Origin of the sequence: Lysobacter sp. ESA13C (assembly GCF_019970005.1) — a bacterium.
Classification (GTDB): Bacteria; Pseudomonadota; Gammaproteobacteria; order Xanthomonadales; family Xanthomonadaceae; genus Lysobacter; species Lysobacter antibioticus_B.
The window spans coordinates 123,224-138,819 of sequence record NZ_JAHXYK010000004.1; the positions used below are offsets into that span (position 1 = coordinate 123,224).

The following is a 15,596-nucleotide window of genomic DNA, read 5'->3' on the forward strand; positions in this document are numbered from 1 at the left end:
GCACGGCGCGGTTGCCGACGGCAGCGACTGCATCAGGGCGAAGCGTTCTCGCGCCCTCGTTCGTCGCCGCCGTCAGTAGCTCGACAGCCCGCTGGCTTCGCCGAAGCGGTACCAGAGTTTGCGCCAGCCGGATTCGTCGGCGTAGGCCGCATAGTCGACGCTGATGCCGCGGTGGTCGCCGTTGCCCCAGCTCTGCTCGAAATAGCCCGCGGCCTGGCGCGCGACCGGCGCGTCGGACTCGGCTACGACACGCACGCTGCTTTCCAGGTTGTAGTCGTCGAGATTGCGGCGGGTGTAGTTGGCCGAGCCGGCGATCAGTTCGATGCGGCCGTCGCGGGCGGTCTTCAGCAGCAGCTTGGCGTGGCATTGCTCGCCGTGGGTGTCGCACCAGCGCAGGGGCACGCCGGCGGCCTGCAGTTCGCTGGCGACCTGGCGATTCGGCACGCCGTCCTTCTTGCGCCCGAACGCGTCTTCGTTGGGATCGAGCAGCACGCGCAGGGCGACGCCGCGTTTGTGCGCGGCGACCACGGCGTGGACCAGGTCGCGATGGGAGAAATAGAACACCGCGATGTCGATGCGATCGCCGCCGCGCGCGCCGTCGATGGCGGCGAGCAAGCCGTCGCGGATCTTGGCTTCGGTCAGCAACTGCACGCGCGGCGCCGAGGTCGTGTCGACGATGGTCGGCGGCGGCGCCGCGACCGGCAGGCCTTGCGGCCAATGCCCGTGCGACATCGCCACCACTGCGCGTTCGCTCATCAGCACGTCGAGCGCGGCGGCGCCGCGAAAGCGCAGGGCGATATTGCCGTGGCGGCTGCTGCCGTCGTGCGGGTTGGCCGAAGACACCAGGGCGGTCCAGCCATCGCCCTCGTCGACGACCAAGGTCTTGCGATGGTTGGCGTTGAGGTTGAACAGAGCGAACCAACTGCGCAGGGTGACCTTGCCCGACCCGAACGGATTCGCCAGCCAGCCGCCCTGCGCGTCGTTGCCGGCCCAACTGCAGCACAGATGCCAAAGCCCCGACCAGGTCGGGTTCGGCGTGCGCAGGCGGCGCAGGTCGGTGATCACCACTTCCACGCCGGCCGCGCGCAAGGCCTGCAATTGCGGCGATTCGAGACCACCGTAGACGGTGTTGATCGGATCGGTGATCAGCACCGCGCGCAGTTGCGGCACGGCGCGTTTGCGCGCGATCAAGGCCGCGCTGAGTTCGTTGCTGAGGCGGCGGTGCCGCAGGTTGCCGGCATCGGCGCCGAAGTCGTTGAACAGGAACAGGTCGGCGACCACGCCGCGCTGCGCCTGGCCGATCAGGCGCAGGGTTTCGTCGAATATGTGTTGCTCGGCGAGCCTTTGTTTGGCGCCGTCGACCCAGCTGACGTCGGTCAACAACTCGACGTTGTCGGCCGAGCGCAAAGGCCAGTGCTGGCTGATGCCGGGCGGCAAGGGTTTGTAGACGTGATAGACGCCAATCGCCAACCAGGCCAGCGCGAATACGGCGAAGGCCGAACGCAGCCAGCGGCGTCGACGGGGGGCGGGCGGATCGAGTTCGATGTTCAAGATATTCCTGTCGGCTGGCGCCGTGCATTCCGTGACGAAGTTATAGGACTGGACATGCGGCGTCGGTGTCGCTCGGCATCGATGCGGCGCGAGCCCCGCGACGACACCGCGATGCAGGGTGCGGCATGGCCGGTCAAGGCGAGGTCATGCGCAATCCGATGGTGCATTGCAGCGGTGTAATTGACAGTTGACATCGGCCGGTCCGAGCGCGCAGCGTGTCGGCGCGGAGTTGAGGCGACGGGTTCGATGGCGGCACGTTATCGCTCCGGAGCAAAGGGCTTCGCTTACGTTCGACGTCAACGATCGGGACCGGCCCAGGCTCGGATATCGATGAACGGATGTCCGGGATGGACTGTGACCGATTTCACTTATGTTGTGAACAAGGAGAAGTTTATGCAACAGATCGACGACATCGTTTCGGGCTGGCTGAATGGTGCGGAAGGCGGCATGGAAAATCCTGCCGGCCCGCTGTACATCGAAGGCACGTCCGCGACCGAAGCCGCGTTGACCGACAGCAGCCTGCCGCTGTGGACGCGTTGCAGCAGCTGTAGCGCTTCCGGCGGCGGCCAGTGCTGCTAAGCCGTAGCTGAAGGGCTCGCTCCCGATGCGAGTCGGGAGCGAGTTTTTGCGGCCGGCGGCGACGATCAGGTCCGCGGCCGCCATCGTCACCACGAGCCCGACCCCACCGCGCCGCCGCGCATCGATAGCCGCGCGGGGCAACGCCTGCGTGCCGAGCGACGGAGCGTCGCCGCTGCAGCGCGTGCCGCGCCGGCCGGGCTCGTGTTTGCTTCCCATCGATCCAGGCAGGATGCGTCGAACCGATGAGCGACACCCGTAGCGGCGAATCGTTTTTACCGATCATCGAGATGTTCACCGCCGACGCGCGCCGCGCGCTCGGCGCGAGCCTGGAAGCGCTGGCGCCACGCCTGCACGGCGACGAGATCGCCTTGCTGCGTCAGGTCGGCGAACAAGGCCTCAACGACAACGCCCGGCTCAAGATCAGCCGCACCCTGTTGCTGGAGCTGCACGCGGCCAGGCTTGGCGGGCAACTCGACGCCGAGGACGACGCCGGCCAGTTCGCCCAGTTCATCGCCCTGGCCACGCAGGCGGAGTTCGAGCCGCATCTGCGCCGCCGCTATCCGGCGCTGCACGGGCGCCTGCAGCGCTCGCTGGAATTGCAACGTCTGGCGCTGGAATCGCTGGCGGCGCGTTTCGCCGCCGATCGCGAGGCTTTGTCGGCATTGCTCGGCCGCCCGGCCGGGCGCTTGCTCGCCCTGCAACCCGGCGAGGGCGATCTGCACGACGGCGGCCAGACCGTTGCCCGCCTGACCCTGGAAGGCGGGCGGGTCATGTACAAGCCGCGCTCGTTGAAGATCGACCTGGCGCTGGACGCTTTCCTCGCCCAGGTCTTCGCCGACGATGCGCAACGCATCAGGGTGCCGCACGCGCTCGACCGCGGCGCCTACGGTTGGGCCGGTTTCGTCGAGCACCGTTACTGCGACGGCGACGACGAACTCGCCGGCTTCTATCGCAACCTCGGCCATTGGCTGGCGGTGATGCAATTGCTCGGCGGCACCGACATCCATCAGGAAAACCTGATCGCGGCCGGGCCGGTGCCGGTGGCGATCGACGTCGAAAGCCTGTTCGCGGTCGAGATCGAAGCGCCGCCGTCCGGGCGCGGGCATGCCTTCGACCTCGCCTCGGAACTGATCCGCACCTCGGTGCTGCGCACCGGCATCGTGCCGTTCCGCGCGCCCGCGCTCGGCTTCGGCGGGGTCGACATTTCCGCGGCCGGCGCCTTGCCCGGCGAGCAGCCGCAGATCCGGGTGCCGACCATCGCCGACGAGGGCACGATGCAGGCGCGGCTGGCGGTGGTCAGCGCCGACTTCGGCCAGTCGCAGAACCATCCCAGCCCGCATCCGGACGTGTCGCGTTATTGGGACCGCATCGCCGACGGCTTCCTGGCCGCGACCGCGCGCCTGCGCGCGCTCGATGCGCAGGCTGCATTGGCCCCGTTGTTGCAGGTGTTTCTCGGTTGCCGAGTGCGCGATATCCGCCGCCCGACTCAGGCCTACGTCGAGATCATGCGCATGCTCTGGCATCCGGCCTCGTTGCACGATGAGCCCAAGGCGATCGAGCGCGCCCGCGACATCCTGGCGCGCAATGCCGCGGTGCTGCCGATCGCGCCGTCGGCGCCGGCCGAGATCGACGGCGAGATCGACGACATGCGCCGCGGCGACGTGCCGATCTTCGTCGCCCCGCTCGATGCCGCGCGCATCGAGGAGGCACTGACCCACTGGCGCGGCATGCGCGTCGAGCTGGAAGAGCTGACCATCCGCAGCGCCCTGGTCACGGTCGACCTCAATCAGCGCCTGGGCAAGAACGAACGCGTACGCAGCGACATCGTCGCGCGTCATCCGCACGCCGAACGCCTCGACGCGCGCCGCCGCGCGGTGGCGGCGCGCGCGGTCGAACAACTGTTGCAACTGGCGGTGCGCGGGCGCGACGGCACCGTGACCTGGATCAGCCCGGTGCTCGGCGACACCGGCTGGGTGACGCGTCCGCTGCAGGCCGACTTGTACACCGGCCTCGGCGGGGTGGCGCTGGCCTTGGCCGGCTATCTGCACGAAGTGGGGCAGGGCCGCGCCGACCCGGTCGAAGGCACCGAGGCCGCACTCGACGGCGCCATCGCGGTAATGCGCGCGATCGAAGCACAGGACCGGCCGAGCACGGTCGGCGGCATGATCGGCTTTGGTGCGCAGGTCTGGACCTGGGTCGCGCTGCACGATCTGTTGCGGCGGCCGCAGATGTTGGAGTGGGCGGTCGAGCGTGCCGAGGCGATGGCCCTGGCCGGCTTCGACGGCGACCAATACCTCGACCTGCTCGAAGGCGCCAGCGGCAGCATCGTGCCCTTGTTGCAACTCGCCGAAGTGCATGCCGACCCGCGTTGGCCGGCGTTGGCGGCGCAGGCGGCGCGCTATCTGGAAACGCAGGCGATCGTCGACGAACGCGGCGCGCGTTGGCCGTCGACGATCTTCGCCGAGCCGGTCGGCGGTTTCGCCCACGGCGCCAGCGGCATCGGCTGGGCCTTGACCCGGATCGGGCTCAGCGAGGCCGGCGATGCCGACGAACGCGCGCGCTGGCTGGCGCTGGCCGAGCGCGCTTTCGCCTTCGAGGACAGCCTTTACGACGACGCGGCCGGCAGTTGGCTCGACGCGCGCGTGCCCGACGAACGCCAGTTCCTGCATGCCTGGTGCCACGGCAGCGTCGGCATCGGCCTGGCCGCGAGCGATCTCTATGCCCGCACCGGCGCGTCGCGGCATCTGCGCACCCTGCGTCGCGCCGCCGCCGCGGCCGGCCGCGACGGCTGGGGGCTGGGGCATACGCTCTGCCACGGCGATCTGGCGCTGTGGGAGCTGTTGACCCGTGCCGCACGCCTGGACCCGGAGGGCAGTGCCCAGACCGACCCGGTCGAGCACAGCGCCCAGATCGTCTCGGCGATCGAGGAACATCGCGGCGCGGTCGGCAGCCGCGCCCGCGACGCCTTCACCCCGGGGCTGATGACCGGCGTGGCCGGCGCCATCCACACCCTCAATCGCATGCACCCGCAGTGCGGCCTGGCCTCCCCGTTGCTGTTCGAGCGGCATGCGCCGGCGTGAGCGCCGCGGCCGCCACAAATCCGTCATGAGCGAGGCCTAGGCTGGCAGGATGAACATCCTGATGCTGTCGGACGTGTACTTCCCGCGGGTCAACGGCGTGTCGACCTCGATCCGCACGTTCGCCCAGTCGCTGGCGCGCAGCGGGCATGCGGTGACCCTGGTCGTGCCCGACTACGGTCCCGGCAGCGGCCAGGAACTGCACGACAGCGACGAGTTCGAGATCATCCGGCTGCAGGCGCGGGTGATCTTCTTCGATCCCGAAGACCGCCTGATCCGCGCACCGGAATTGCGACGGATTCTGCCGCAACTGGCGCAGCGGCACTGGGACGTCATCCACATCCACACGCCGTTCCGCGCCCACCGGCTCGGCGTGCAACTGGCGCAGGCCAGCGGCCGGCCGACGGTCGAGACCTACCACACCTATTTCGAGGAATACATCGGCCACTACCTGCCGTGGGCGCCGGCGCCGCTGCTGCGCTTCGTCGCCCGGCGCGTGTCGCGCACGCTCTGCCACGGCGTCGACCACCTGATCGTGCCGACCGCGCAGATGGTCGAAGTGCTGGATCGCTACGGCGTGACCACGCCGTCGACGGTGCTGCCGACCGGCATCGACCTGGCCGAATTCGCCCGCGGCGATGGCGCGCGTTTCCGCGCCGAGCACGAGATCGACGCGCGGCGGCCGACCATCGTCACCGTCAGTCGGCTCGCGGTGGAGAAGAACATCGCCTTCCTGCTGCAGGTGGCGCGCCGTCTGATCGCCGATTTCCCCGAGCTGATGTTCATCATCGCCGGCGAGGGGCCGGACGCGGAGCGCCTCAAGCGCCTGTCGAAGGAGTACGGCCTGGAACGCAACGTGCGTTTCTTCGGCAACCTCGATCGCCGCACCAGCCTGCTCGATGCCTACCGTGCCGGCGATGCCTTCGTGTTCGCTTCGCCGACCGAAACCCAGGGCCTGGTGTTGATCGAAGCGATGGCGCTCGGCGTGCCGATCGTCTCGACCGCGGTGATGGGCACGGCGACGGTCCTGCGCGGCGCGCGCAGCGCCGTGGTCAGCGAGGAGAACGTCGAAGCCTTCGCCGGGCACCTCGGCGATGTGCTGCGTTCGCCGCAGCGCCGCGCCGAACTGTCCGCGGCCGGCCCGCTCGACGCGCGAGCCTGGAGCACCGAAGGCCTGATGGAGCAGGTGGTGGCCTTGTACCAACGCCTCGCCCAGGCCAAACCCGCCTTGATGACCACGACTTCGACCGCGGCGACCGAGTTGTCGCGCTAGGTTTGGCGTGAGGCCGAGGTTGCGCGGTCGCGACTGATGTCGCTCCTACAGAGCTCCTGTCGTTACCGTCGCACCTGCCGTAGCCGTAAAGATTTTGCCATTGCCATTGCCATTGCCGTTGCCGTTGCCGTTGCTGTGCGTCGCTTCGCACTAGCGAGGGCAACAGAAGACCCGGAGGGCGGCGCGCAGGGATGCGCGCCGTTTTTCATTGGGACAGGGATGTCCCGTATGAAAAATCTCTGCGTCGGCATCGCTCGTGCGGGCTGGTGATTCAAAGAAAAGCATTTTTCTTTGGTTACCTTTCTTTTGTTGCTTATGACAAAAGAAAGTAACCCGCCGCTTTAGTGGCGGAAGCTTTTGGCGTTTGATCTTGTTTCTTTAGAAGCCTGAGCAAAAAGCAGAGCTTCCGTCCGCTGACGCGGCCGGGTTACTTTCTTTTGCTAAGCCCAAAAGAAAGGTAACCAAAGAAAAGGGCTCTCCTTGCAAGGGCACAGGCCACGAGTGCGATGCCGACGCCGGGATTTTTCGATAGGACATCCTTGTCCTATCGAAAAACGCCGCACGTCCTGTGCGCCGCCCTCCGGGTCTCCACTTGACCGGTAAAGCAGCAAAGCAGCAGAGAAGATCAAAATCCCGGCAACGGCAACGGCAACGGCGTCGTGGTTGAGACAGATATCCATCCCGGCCGGTGATACTGGCCGAACCAACGCGGTCGCGGCTCGCGCCGCTCCTGCGCTGGCGAAAGTGCGCCGCTTCGATGGATGACGTCTGCCTTGCTGGCTCAGCGCGTCCCGTGGTCGCGGCTCACGCCGCTCCTACAGGGGGATTCGCTATGGACCCGTCCCGATTCACAGCGCCGCCCGGGTCACCCGCACCCGCGCCGCCAGCACCAAGCCCAACAAGGCCAAACCGAGCGCAATGCCGAACCCGCACAGATAGGCCAGGGTATGCGAGTGCGTCATGAGTGCCGCGAACAGTGAGCCGCCGACCGCCAGCGCGGTGGCGGTGAAGATCGCATCGCCGAGATGCAGCGCCGAGGAGTTCACGCCCTGCTGTTCGGGCGGCGACAGTTCGAGCATCAGCACCGACAGGGTCGGGTAGATCAGGCCCATGCCGAGGCCGGCGACGATCCAGCCGGCGACGCCGAGCGCGAGCGGCGCCTGGGTCCATACCAGCGCCGCGATCGCGATCACGCCGAGCGCGACCATCGCCATGCCGGCCTGCAGGAAGCGCTGCGGCGCCGCCGCGACCGCGGTGCGTCCGCGATACCAGGAGCCGCTCGACCAGCCGACCGCGCCCAGGGTCAACACCAGCCCGGCCCAGGTCGGCGACAGCCCGCGTTCCTGCGACAGCAACAGTGGGATATAGGCCTCGGTGAGGAAGAACGCGCCCGCGCCGATGCCGCGCAGGGAGACCACCGTCGGCAGGCCGCGTGCGGCGCGCAGGGCGCCGCGCGGCAGCAAGCGCGATGCCGCCAATGCCAGCGCAGCGAGCGCAGGGACCAGCACCGCCCAGGCCAGCCAGCCGCGTTGCTGGCCGCCGTAGTGCAGGGCGAGCAAGCTGGCCGTGGTCAACAGCGCCCACAGCAGACGTGTGCGTTGATCGTTGCCGGCATCGGCGCCGCCGGCGGTCGGGCCGAGCTTGCGCAGCGACGGCAGCACCAGCCACGCCGCCAACACCGCGACGATCGGCACCGACAGGAACACCCAGCGCCAGCCGGCGTGCTCGACGATCGCGCCGCTGATCGCCGGGCCGACCACCGCCGGCACCACCCAGGCCGCGGCGAACGCGGCGAAGATCCTGACCCGCAGTTGCGGCGGATAGACCCGGCCGACCACCACGTACAGGGCGACCGAGATCAATCCGCCGCCGAAGCCCTGGATGACGCGGCCGGCGATCAGCCAGCCCATCGACGGCGCCAGTCCGGCTGCGATCAAACCCAGGGCGAACCAGACGATGCCCTGGCGCAACGGGGCGACCGGCCCGCGCGCATCGGCCCAACGGCCGGCCGCGACCATGCCGACCACGCTCGCCGCGAGGGTGCCGCCGAACGCGAGCGCATACAGCGCCAGGCCGTCGAGCGTGCGGGCGACGGTCGGCATCGCCGTGGTCACCGCCAGGGCTTCGAAGGCGACCAAGGCCACCAGCGCGACCGCGCCGATGGTCAGGCTGCGGTAACGCGGCGCGTACAGACTTTCCGGAACCGCAGCCGCTTCGTCGTGAGTCGGCGCCAGGCCGAGGCCGGCATCGGCGAGCGGGCGTTCGAGTGCGCTGGCGTCGTTCATGCGCTGTGCTTCGCCTCTATCGCTTCGTAGACCATCAACACGACCTTGCCGCGGCCGTGACCGCGTTCGACCGCGCGATGCGCTTCGGCGGCGCGGGTCAGCGGGAACATTTCGCGCACATGCACCAGCAGGCCGTGGCGCACGTGCATGGCCATCAGCTCGCGCAGATGCGCGCGGCTGCGTTGGCTGCGCAAGGTGCGCAGGCCGAGACGCCGGGCCTGGTCGGAGTCGCACAAGGTAGCGATGCGCGAGGGCGCGGCGCCGAGCGCCAGCCAGCCCTCGTGGACTTCGCTGCCGAGCGCGTCGAAGATCGCATCGACGCCCTGCGGCGCCAGTGCGCGGGTCTGTTCGATGCCTTCGCGGTCGTCGAGCACCGGTTGTGCGCCGAGCGAGCGCAGATAATCGTGATCGTTGGCGGCGGCGCTGCCGATCACCTGCGCGCCCCAGGCCCGGGCCAGTTGCACCGCGACGCTGCCGATGCCGCTGGCGGCGCCATGGATCAGCACGGTGTGGCCGTGTTCGACGCCGAGCACGCGCAAGGCGCCGAGCGCGCTCTGGCCGGTCGAGGGCAGGGCGCCGGCGACCGCCCAGGACATCGTCTCGGGCTTGTGCACCACTTGTTCGGCCGGCACGGTCAGCACTTCGGCATAACTCATCGCCACGGCCCAGCCGAGCACTTCGTCGCCGACTTCGAGGTCGCGTACGCCGGCGCCGACCTGGTCGACGATGCCGGCGAACTCGTTGCCCAGGCGGCGCGGAAACGCGTGCCCGGCATCGGCGGCGCCGATGCCGCGGCGCAGGGCGATGTCGCTGGGACGCACGCCGGCCGCGCGGACGCGGATCCGCACCTCGCCGGGGCCGGCCTGCGGCATTGGCAGTTCGATGGCGTGCAGGACTTCGGGCGCGCCATAACGGTCGAATACCACCGCCTTGACCTGCGGCGGGACGGGCAGGGACGTCGTGGTGCGTTCGTAAGCGTGGGTGGGGGCCATGGCTTGACGTCGAAATGAGACCGAGTGCAGCATAGAACCTCAATATAAGTTGAGGTCAATAGCCGATGAGTATGACGATGGAGCTGACCGTGGGCCAGGTCGCGGAGCGCTCGGGCGTGGCGGTGTCGGCCTTGCACTTCTACGAGTCGAAGGGCCTGATCCACAGCCTGCGCACGGCCGGCAACCAGCGCCGCTACAGTCGCGACACCTTGCGCCGCATCGCCATCATCCGCGTCGCCCAGCGCGTCGGCATGCCCCTGGCGACCATCCGCGAGGCGCTGGACACCTTGCCGGACTCGCGCGTGCCGACCCGCAGCGACTGGTCGCGCTTGTCGGCCACCTGGAAGGACGAGCTCGAGCAGCGCATCGCCAACCTGACCTTGATGCGCGACACCCTCGACCAGTGCATCGGCTGCGGCTGCCTGTCGATCGACCGTTGCCGGCTGGCCAACCCCGACGATACCTGGGGCGACCAGGGGGCGGGCGCTCAGCGTTGGGCGGCGGCCTTGCAGCAGGTCAAACCGCGCCGCCGCGCCAAGTCGCCGGCGTGATGCCTGCGCCTGCCGCCTCGGCGCGGCAGGGCAGCGGACACGCCGCCGTCGTACCATGGCGGCTTTCCCCTGCACGAATCCCGCCACCATGCCCATTTCGATGTATTCCGCGTCCGTCCCGGTGCTCAAGCAGTTGCTCGGCAGCCTGGCCGAGATCCTGGCCCGTACCGAAGCCCATGCGACCGAGCAAAAGATCGACCACGACGCCTACCTGCAGGCGCGTCTGTTCCCTGACATGTTCCCCTTGTTGCGCCAGGTCCAGATCGCCTGCGACTTCGCCAAGGGCGTGAGCGCGCGCCTGGCCGACGTCGAAGTGCCGGTCTACGACGACAAGGAACGCAGCTTCGCCGAACTGCAGGCTCTGATCGCCAAGACCATCGCCTTCGTCGACGGCCTCGAGCCGGCCCTGTTCGAAGGCGCCGAAGACCGCGAAGTGGTGCTGCGTGCGGGCACGCCGAAGGAACGCCGCTTCGGCGGGCACGACTATCTGGTGCACTACGGCTTGCCGCAGTTCTTCTTCCACGTCACCACCACCTACGCGATCCTGCGCGGCCACGGCGTCAACATCGGCAAGCGCGATTTCATGGGGAAATATTGAGGCGAACCGCATGGCCTAGCGCGCGATAGCGCCGGTCATGCATAAGTTAGGCATCGCCGTCCATGGTTCGACCCTCGAAGGCCCGCATCCGCGGGCCTTCGTCGTTTGCGATCCAATCGCCTTGGGGGTGGCTTCATAGGGTAGGAGCGGCGCAAGCCGCGACCGCGTTGTCGCACGCGCGAACGTCTCGGCGAACAAGCGCGAAATCGCAGCGTCTGCGACGAGGGTGTGGATTATCCGACAGGCCGTATCGCACGACGCCCTCCCGGTCGTTGCACGGCCGTCGAAAACCCCGTTGTTCGCGAACCGGAGCGAAGCTCTCCGGCCTGGGTACGTCGCCACGGATCAACGAAATTCCACTCGCGTCTTCTACCGTCTCGGCCTCTGCGACGCCTGCCTGCGATCATGCTTTCCCGGTGGCGACAGGAGGTCGCAAGCGGGTCCGGACAGGGCGATGCAGGAGAAGGATCCCCGGTCGCCATAGCGATCGAACATCGATCCAGCGCAGGCAGGCGCGGTCCGGAACAGACGATAGATCCGTTTCCATTCAGACCAAGGAGTAGGCATGTTGTGCAAGAGTATCCAGGGGCCCGTCGTACTGTGCCTGACGCTGCTCGCGAGCAGTGCCGGTGCGTTCGGCGCCCCGAGTTCGAGTTCCAATCACGGCTTTGCGCGCGACGCGCACAGCGAAACTTTCATGTCCAAGCGCAGCGATGAGCTGCGTCCGTCGACGCCGATGTTCACCCAAGCCGGCTTCGGTCACGCCGACGGCCGTCATCCGATGGTCCTGGTCGAAGACAGCGTGCGCGGCTTCAAGCGTTACGAACCGCTGGCCGCATCCGATCTGGTCACCAACAGCGTCGACGGCGCGACCTCGACGGTCGCCTTGCGCGGTTCGATCGGCAGCGGCGCCTCGTTGAGCTACAGCATCGTCGAGGCACCGAGGCACGGTGCGGTGAGCTTGCAGGACGGTCAGGCGACCTATACGCCCGATCCGGATTTCGAAGGGGTCGATACCTACACCTATCGCGTCCATGCCGGCGATGCCAGCGTCGATGCAGTGGTGGCGGTGACCTCGATCCGCGGCCGGGCACTGCCGCCGAGCGCAGCCGCGGCCTTGTAGGCGCGGCGGCAGGGTTTTGCCGCTGTCGCGACCGACCTCGCGGCGGCGACGCAGGTACCCCCAGAAGGGGTAGGGGACGGTTTCCCGCGCCACGCGCGAAAGCCGACAACGCAGCCTCCAGGCCTACGTCCGCGCAGATAGCGCGGCGGGTCCGCCGATCACCGCGTCGTGGTGGTGACGGCAGGGGCGCGTCTTCCCCGGTGTCGACCGGTCCGCGGCGTCCGCCGGCTTCGAGCCAGGCGGGCGCCGCGGCCGGCACGGACCGCACTGTTTGGAATCTTTCATCTCCGTCAGTGATGAAAGCAGGGACGGGCAGGGATTGCCCGCGCTGTCGGCGGCTCCGGCCGTCGTCCGCCGCGAACTGGGATCGCGGCGGCGCGTCCGGAGCCGGCGGCGGTGGTCATCGGTTGCTCCTGGCCCGGCCTCGCCGGCCAGGGGGAACGATGTCCCGCTTGCCGCCTAGCCGGCCGATCTCTCGGCTGCGCGTTTGCCGGCGTGCTTCGGCTGCGAGCCGGGCGCCGCGGACGCCGGAAGGTGACTGCGGCTCGCATGCAGCCGCGAATCCGTCGCAAAACCGACGACAGGACTTGCATCGGACGCCGGACACGACGACGATGCGGCCTCGGCTTGGGGAGGCCTGCGATGGAACTATTGACGCTGGAACACTTCGCTGCGCATGTGAACGAGACCTACTCGGCGCAGCTCAACGACAACGAAGTGCCGTTCGTGCTGGTCGAGGCGCGGGCGCTGAGCACGCGTCCGCAGCAAGGCGAACGTGCGCCGTTCTCGCTGCTGTTCCGCAACGGCTCGGCCTTCCTGTTTCCGCAGCAGATCTATGTGATGCGCCACGACTCCATCGGCGAAGTCGGCATCTTTCTGGTGCCGGTCGCGCGCGAGCGCGAAGGCTTTTTGTACCAGGCGATCTTCAACTGAGGCTATCGCAGCGGGGCCGGGTTTCGGCCGGTTCGCGCGCCGCGGTTCGTTCCAGAGTTTCGACGAGTCCGCGCCGCGTGCCGTGCGGCCGGTTAGCGGTTCTGTGATGGGCCGCTTCAGCCCTGAGGCGGCGTCCAACGCATCATGATGTGGGTCGGCAGGGCTTCGACGACGCGGAAGCCGAGGCGGTCGTACAGCCGTTGCGCCGCGGTATTGGCGGACTCGACGTGCAGGCGCATGCCGCGCCCGAGCGCGGCGGCTTCCTGTTGCGCCATCGCGATCAGCGCACCGCCGAGGCCTTGTCCGCAAGTCGCCGGCGCCAGACTGATGTCGACCAACAAGTGCTCGCGCGCCTCGCGTAACAGATACAAGCGTCCGACCGGGCGGCCGGCCTGTTCGACGATCAGGAACTCGGCTTCGCCGTAGTGGCGCAGGTAGTGCACGTGCTGGAGCATGAACTGCTGGTCGAGAAAGGCGTGCAGGGCCGATTGCGGCCAGCCCAACTCGGCGAACTCCGGCGCCCGCAGATCGCGATACAGCAATCGCAGCCAATCGATGTCCCCGCCGCGCGCCGCGCGCAGGCCGATCCCGCGCCCGGCCAGCGACGCGGGTAGGGGCCCCATGCCGCTGCGTTCCTGCGGGAACGACAGCGGCGCGGCGGAGTGCATGACGTTCAAGCGATTTGCACGGGATTCAAGCGATTTTCCTGAGGTTTAACCGATCAGGGGAACGACGGGAAGATGCCCTGCAGAGCGATGCAGAAGTTCATCGCCAGGTAGGGCTGCCGGTTCTCGTGCGGCTGGCCGCCGCCCGTGGGGCCGATCATGGTCGGCGGGAACGGCGAATCGGTGCTGCCCGCGGCGGTAAAGGCCGCAGCCAACGGAGTGCCCAGCGCGTTGCCGTTGGCCGGCGCCGACTGTCGCTTGCTCGCGTCGTTCTGGCCGTAGATTTGCGCTGCGTGGGTATGCGCTGGCATCTCCTGGGTGGTCAGGGTGACGCTGTTGGAGCCGAAGTTCTCGCCGATCTGGTGCGGGGTGAGTCCCGGTCCCTGGCCTTGGTTGCAGCCGGTGCGGTTGACGAAGTTCGGCAGTTGGAAGGTGGTGGTGCCGTTGCCGCCGTACTGGGTGCCCAGCAATGAGAACAACGCGGTGTTCTGCTGGATCGCCAGGGTCGCGCCGTTGCAGAACGCCCAACCGCGCGGAGCGAAGTTGAAGCCGAAGATCTGGATCTGGCCGATGAAAGGTTCGGTCATGGTGATGTCCTCTTGAATGCGATCGGCGAGATCACTGCTGCTGCGGGAAGATCCCGGCCCAGGCGATGCAGTACTGCACCGTCAAGGTCGGCATCTGGTTGGCGTGCGGCTGGGTGTTGCCGGCCGGCGTTACTGCGCTGGCAGCCTGCGGGATCGGCGGCAGGCCGGTGATGTCGGTCAGGTACATGGTGTCGCCGGACAAGGCGCCGGGCTGCACGTTCACGGCCGGCTTGTTCGAGGTGGCCAGCGAAGTGGTCGCGAACATGGTGTGAGTGTGCGCGGGCATCTGGTTGCCGATCAGGGTGACGCTTTCGGTGCCGCTGGCCTGGCCGATGACATAGTTGCTCAGGCCCGTGCCGGTGCCGGTGTGGACCGGTGCGCGGCCGCGCAGGTCGGGCAGCGCGAAGGTGCTCTGGCCGTCGCCGCCGTAGGTCGTGCCGATCAGGGTGAACAAGACCTCGTACTCGGAGATCGGTTGCAGGCTGCCGTCGCAGGCAAACCAACCGTTAGGGGTGCGGCCGAAGCCGAATAGACGGATTTCTCCGACGAAGGGTTCGCTCATGATGTGTACTCCGGAACGGAATGCGATGAAAGGCGCCGAAAGGCGCCGGCTTGACCGGCCGCGTCAGTTGCGCGATGGGTAAATGCCGCTCAGAGCAATGCAGAAGTTGATCGCCAGGTAGGGCTGCAGATTGGTATGCGGTTGCGTGCCGCCGGCCGGGCCGAGCACGGCTGGCGACAAGGCCACCTGCGGGCCGCCGACGTCGGCGTACAGCGGGATCGTGCAGTTGCCGTACAAACCAGCGCGTGGGTTACGCGTGTCGGCATTGGTGCTGGTGCCGACCAGGCCGTGGTTGTGCGCCGGCAACTGCGTCGTCAGCAGGGTGACGTTCTCGACGCCGCCGGTTTCGCCCAACTGATAGGCGGTCGGGTTCCAGCCGCCGTCGACGGACTGGCCGAACCCGACCGGCGTGCGGCTGCGCAGGTCCGGCAACTGGAAGGTGGTCTGGCCGTTGCCGCCGTAGGTCGTGCCCAGCAGCGAGAACAAGGCCTGGTTCTGTGCGATCGGCAATGTTTGGCCGGCGCAGAACGCGAAACCCTTCGGGGCGAAATTGAACCCCACCGTGATGATCTGTCCCAGGAATACTTCTGTCATCTCTTCCCCCAGAGGATGTCGTCCGGACCCCGTGCGAGCCCGGACTGCGTACCGGAGACCCCGCTCGCACGGCCCGCCCGCGCACGGCGGAGGGGGCCGATCCGAGCGGATCCGGCATGGCGCCGGAGCGCCATGACTTTCCTTAACGCAATGCCGCGGCGAAAGCGGCCGGTTCCGCCGCCGATTTGCGTACTAGATCAAGGATAGGGGTGCGCCGAGGCAGTTC

Annotated in this window: 14 protein-coding genes; 7 read left to right on the top strand and 7 right to left on the bottom strand. The window is 68.1% G+C overall.

What is annotated here, in order from left to right:
* Nucleotides 1–72: 72 nt before the first annotated feature.
* The gene (locus tag LC490_RS09530; protein ID WP_223620049.1) at nt 73–1,551 is read right to left on the bottom strand and encodes a phospholipase D-like domain-containing protein; all 1,479 of its coding nucleotides are present in this window, start codon (nt 1,549–1,551) and stop codon (nt 73–75) included.
* Between the two features lie 354 nt (nt 1,552–1,905).
* On the opposite strand from LC490_RS09530, the gene LC490_RS09535 reads away from it, so the two are divergent.
* From LC490_RS09535 to LC490_RS09545, 3 genes are all read left to right on the top strand, one after another.
* Nucleotides 1,906–2,130 (top strand): DUF6229 family protein, encoded by a 225-nt coding sequence (locus tag LC490_RS09535; RefSeq protein WP_200875773.1) that lies wholly within the window; start codon nt 1,906–1,908, stop codon nt 2,128–2,130.
* A 242-nt stretch (nt 2,131–2,372) separates the two neighbouring features.
* On the top strand, nt 2,373–5,210 hold the full coding sequence (locus LC490_RS09540) for a type 2 lanthipeptide synthetase LanM family protein (protein WP_223620050.1): 2,838 nt from the start codon (nt 2,373–2,375) through the stop codon (nt 5,208–5,210).
* 49 nt (nt 5,211–5,259) lie between these two features.
* Entirely contained in the window at nt 5,260–6,480 is a 1,221-nt protein-coding gene (locus LC490_RS09545; protein WP_223620051.1) for a glycosyltransferase, read from the top strand.
* 848 nt (nt 6,481–7,328) lie between these two features.
* On the opposite strand, the gene LC490_RS09550 is transcribed toward LC490_RS09545, so the two are convergent.
* Together LC490_RS09550 and LC490_RS09555 are read right to left on the bottom strand one after the other, a co-directional pair.
* Complete coding sequence (locus LC490_RS09550; RefSeq protein WP_223620052.1) at nt 7,329–8,765, bottom strand: MFS transporter; 1,437 nt, start codon at nt 8,763–8,765, stop codon at nt 7,329–7,331.
* Complete coding sequence (locus tag LC490_RS09555) at nt 8,762–9,757, bottom strand: NADP-dependent oxidoreductase (RefSeq protein ID WP_223620053.1); 996 nt, start codon at nt 9,755–9,757, stop codon at nt 8,762–8,764. Before LC490_RS09555 ends, LC490_RS09550 begins: the two co-directional genes overlap by 4 nt.
* A 71-nt stretch (nt 9,758–9,828) precedes the next feature.
* Between LC490_RS09555 and soxR the strand changes: the two genes are divergently transcribed.
* From soxR to LC490_RS09575, 4 genes are all read left to right on the top strand, one after another.
* Complete coding sequence (gene soxR, locus LC490_RS09560; protein WP_051885232.1) at nt 9,829–10,308, top strand: redox-sensitive transcriptional activator SoxR; 480 nt, start codon at nt 9,829–9,831, stop codon at nt 10,306–10,308.
* Nucleotides 10,309–10,396: 88 nt separating this feature from the next.
* Nucleotides 10,397–10,906 carry a DUF1993 domain-containing protein gene (locus tag LC490_RS09565; RefSeq protein ID WP_031373179.1) on the top strand — a complete coding sequence of 170 codons (510 nt, stop codon included), beginning with the start codon at nt 10,397–10,399 and terminating at the stop codon, nt 10,904–10,906.
* 697 nt (nt 10,907–11,603) lie between these two features.
* A complete protein-coding gene (locus LC490_RS09570) occupies nt 11,604–12,029 on the top strand; it encodes an Ig-like domain-containing protein (protein WP_223620054.1) in 426 nt (141 codons plus the stop codon).
* A gap of 642 nt (nt 12,030–12,671) precedes the next feature.
* Nucleotides 12,672–12,962 carry a hypothetical protein gene (locus LC490_RS09575; protein ID WP_031373181.1) on the top strand — a complete coding sequence of 97 codons (291 nt, stop codon included), beginning with the start codon at nt 12,672–12,674 and terminating at the stop codon, nt 12,960–12,962.
* 116 nt (nt 12,963–13,078) lie between these two features.
* Here the strand turns inward: LC490_RS09575 and LC490_RS09580 are convergent, their stop codons facing one another.
* From LC490_RS09580 to LC490_RS09595, 4 genes are all read right to left on the bottom strand, one after another.
* The gene (locus tag LC490_RS09580) at nt 13,079–13,630 is read right to left on the bottom strand and encodes a GNAT family N-acetyltransferase (protein WP_031373182.1); all 552 of its coding nucleotides are present in this window, start codon (nt 13,628–13,630) and stop codon (nt 13,079–13,081) included.
* Nucleotides 13,631–13,683: 53 nt separating this feature from the next.
* On the bottom strand, nt 13,684–14,214 hold the full coding sequence (locus tag LC490_RS09585; protein ID WP_031373183.1) for a tail fiber protein: 531 nt from the start codon (nt 14,212–14,214) through the stop codon (nt 13,684–13,686).
* Between the two features lie 31 nt (nt 14,215–14,245).
* Nucleotides 14,246–14,776 (bottom strand): tail fiber protein, encoded by a 531-nt coding sequence (locus LC490_RS09590; RefSeq protein WP_031373184.1) that lies wholly within the window; start codon nt 14,774–14,776, stop codon nt 14,246–14,248.
* A gap of 63 nt (nt 14,777–14,839) precedes the next feature.
* Entirely contained in the window at nt 14,840–15,370 is a 531-nt protein-coding gene (locus tag LC490_RS09595; RefSeq protein WP_031373185.1) for a tail fiber protein, read from the bottom strand.
* Between the last annotated feature and the right edge of the window lie 226 nt (nt 15,371–15,596).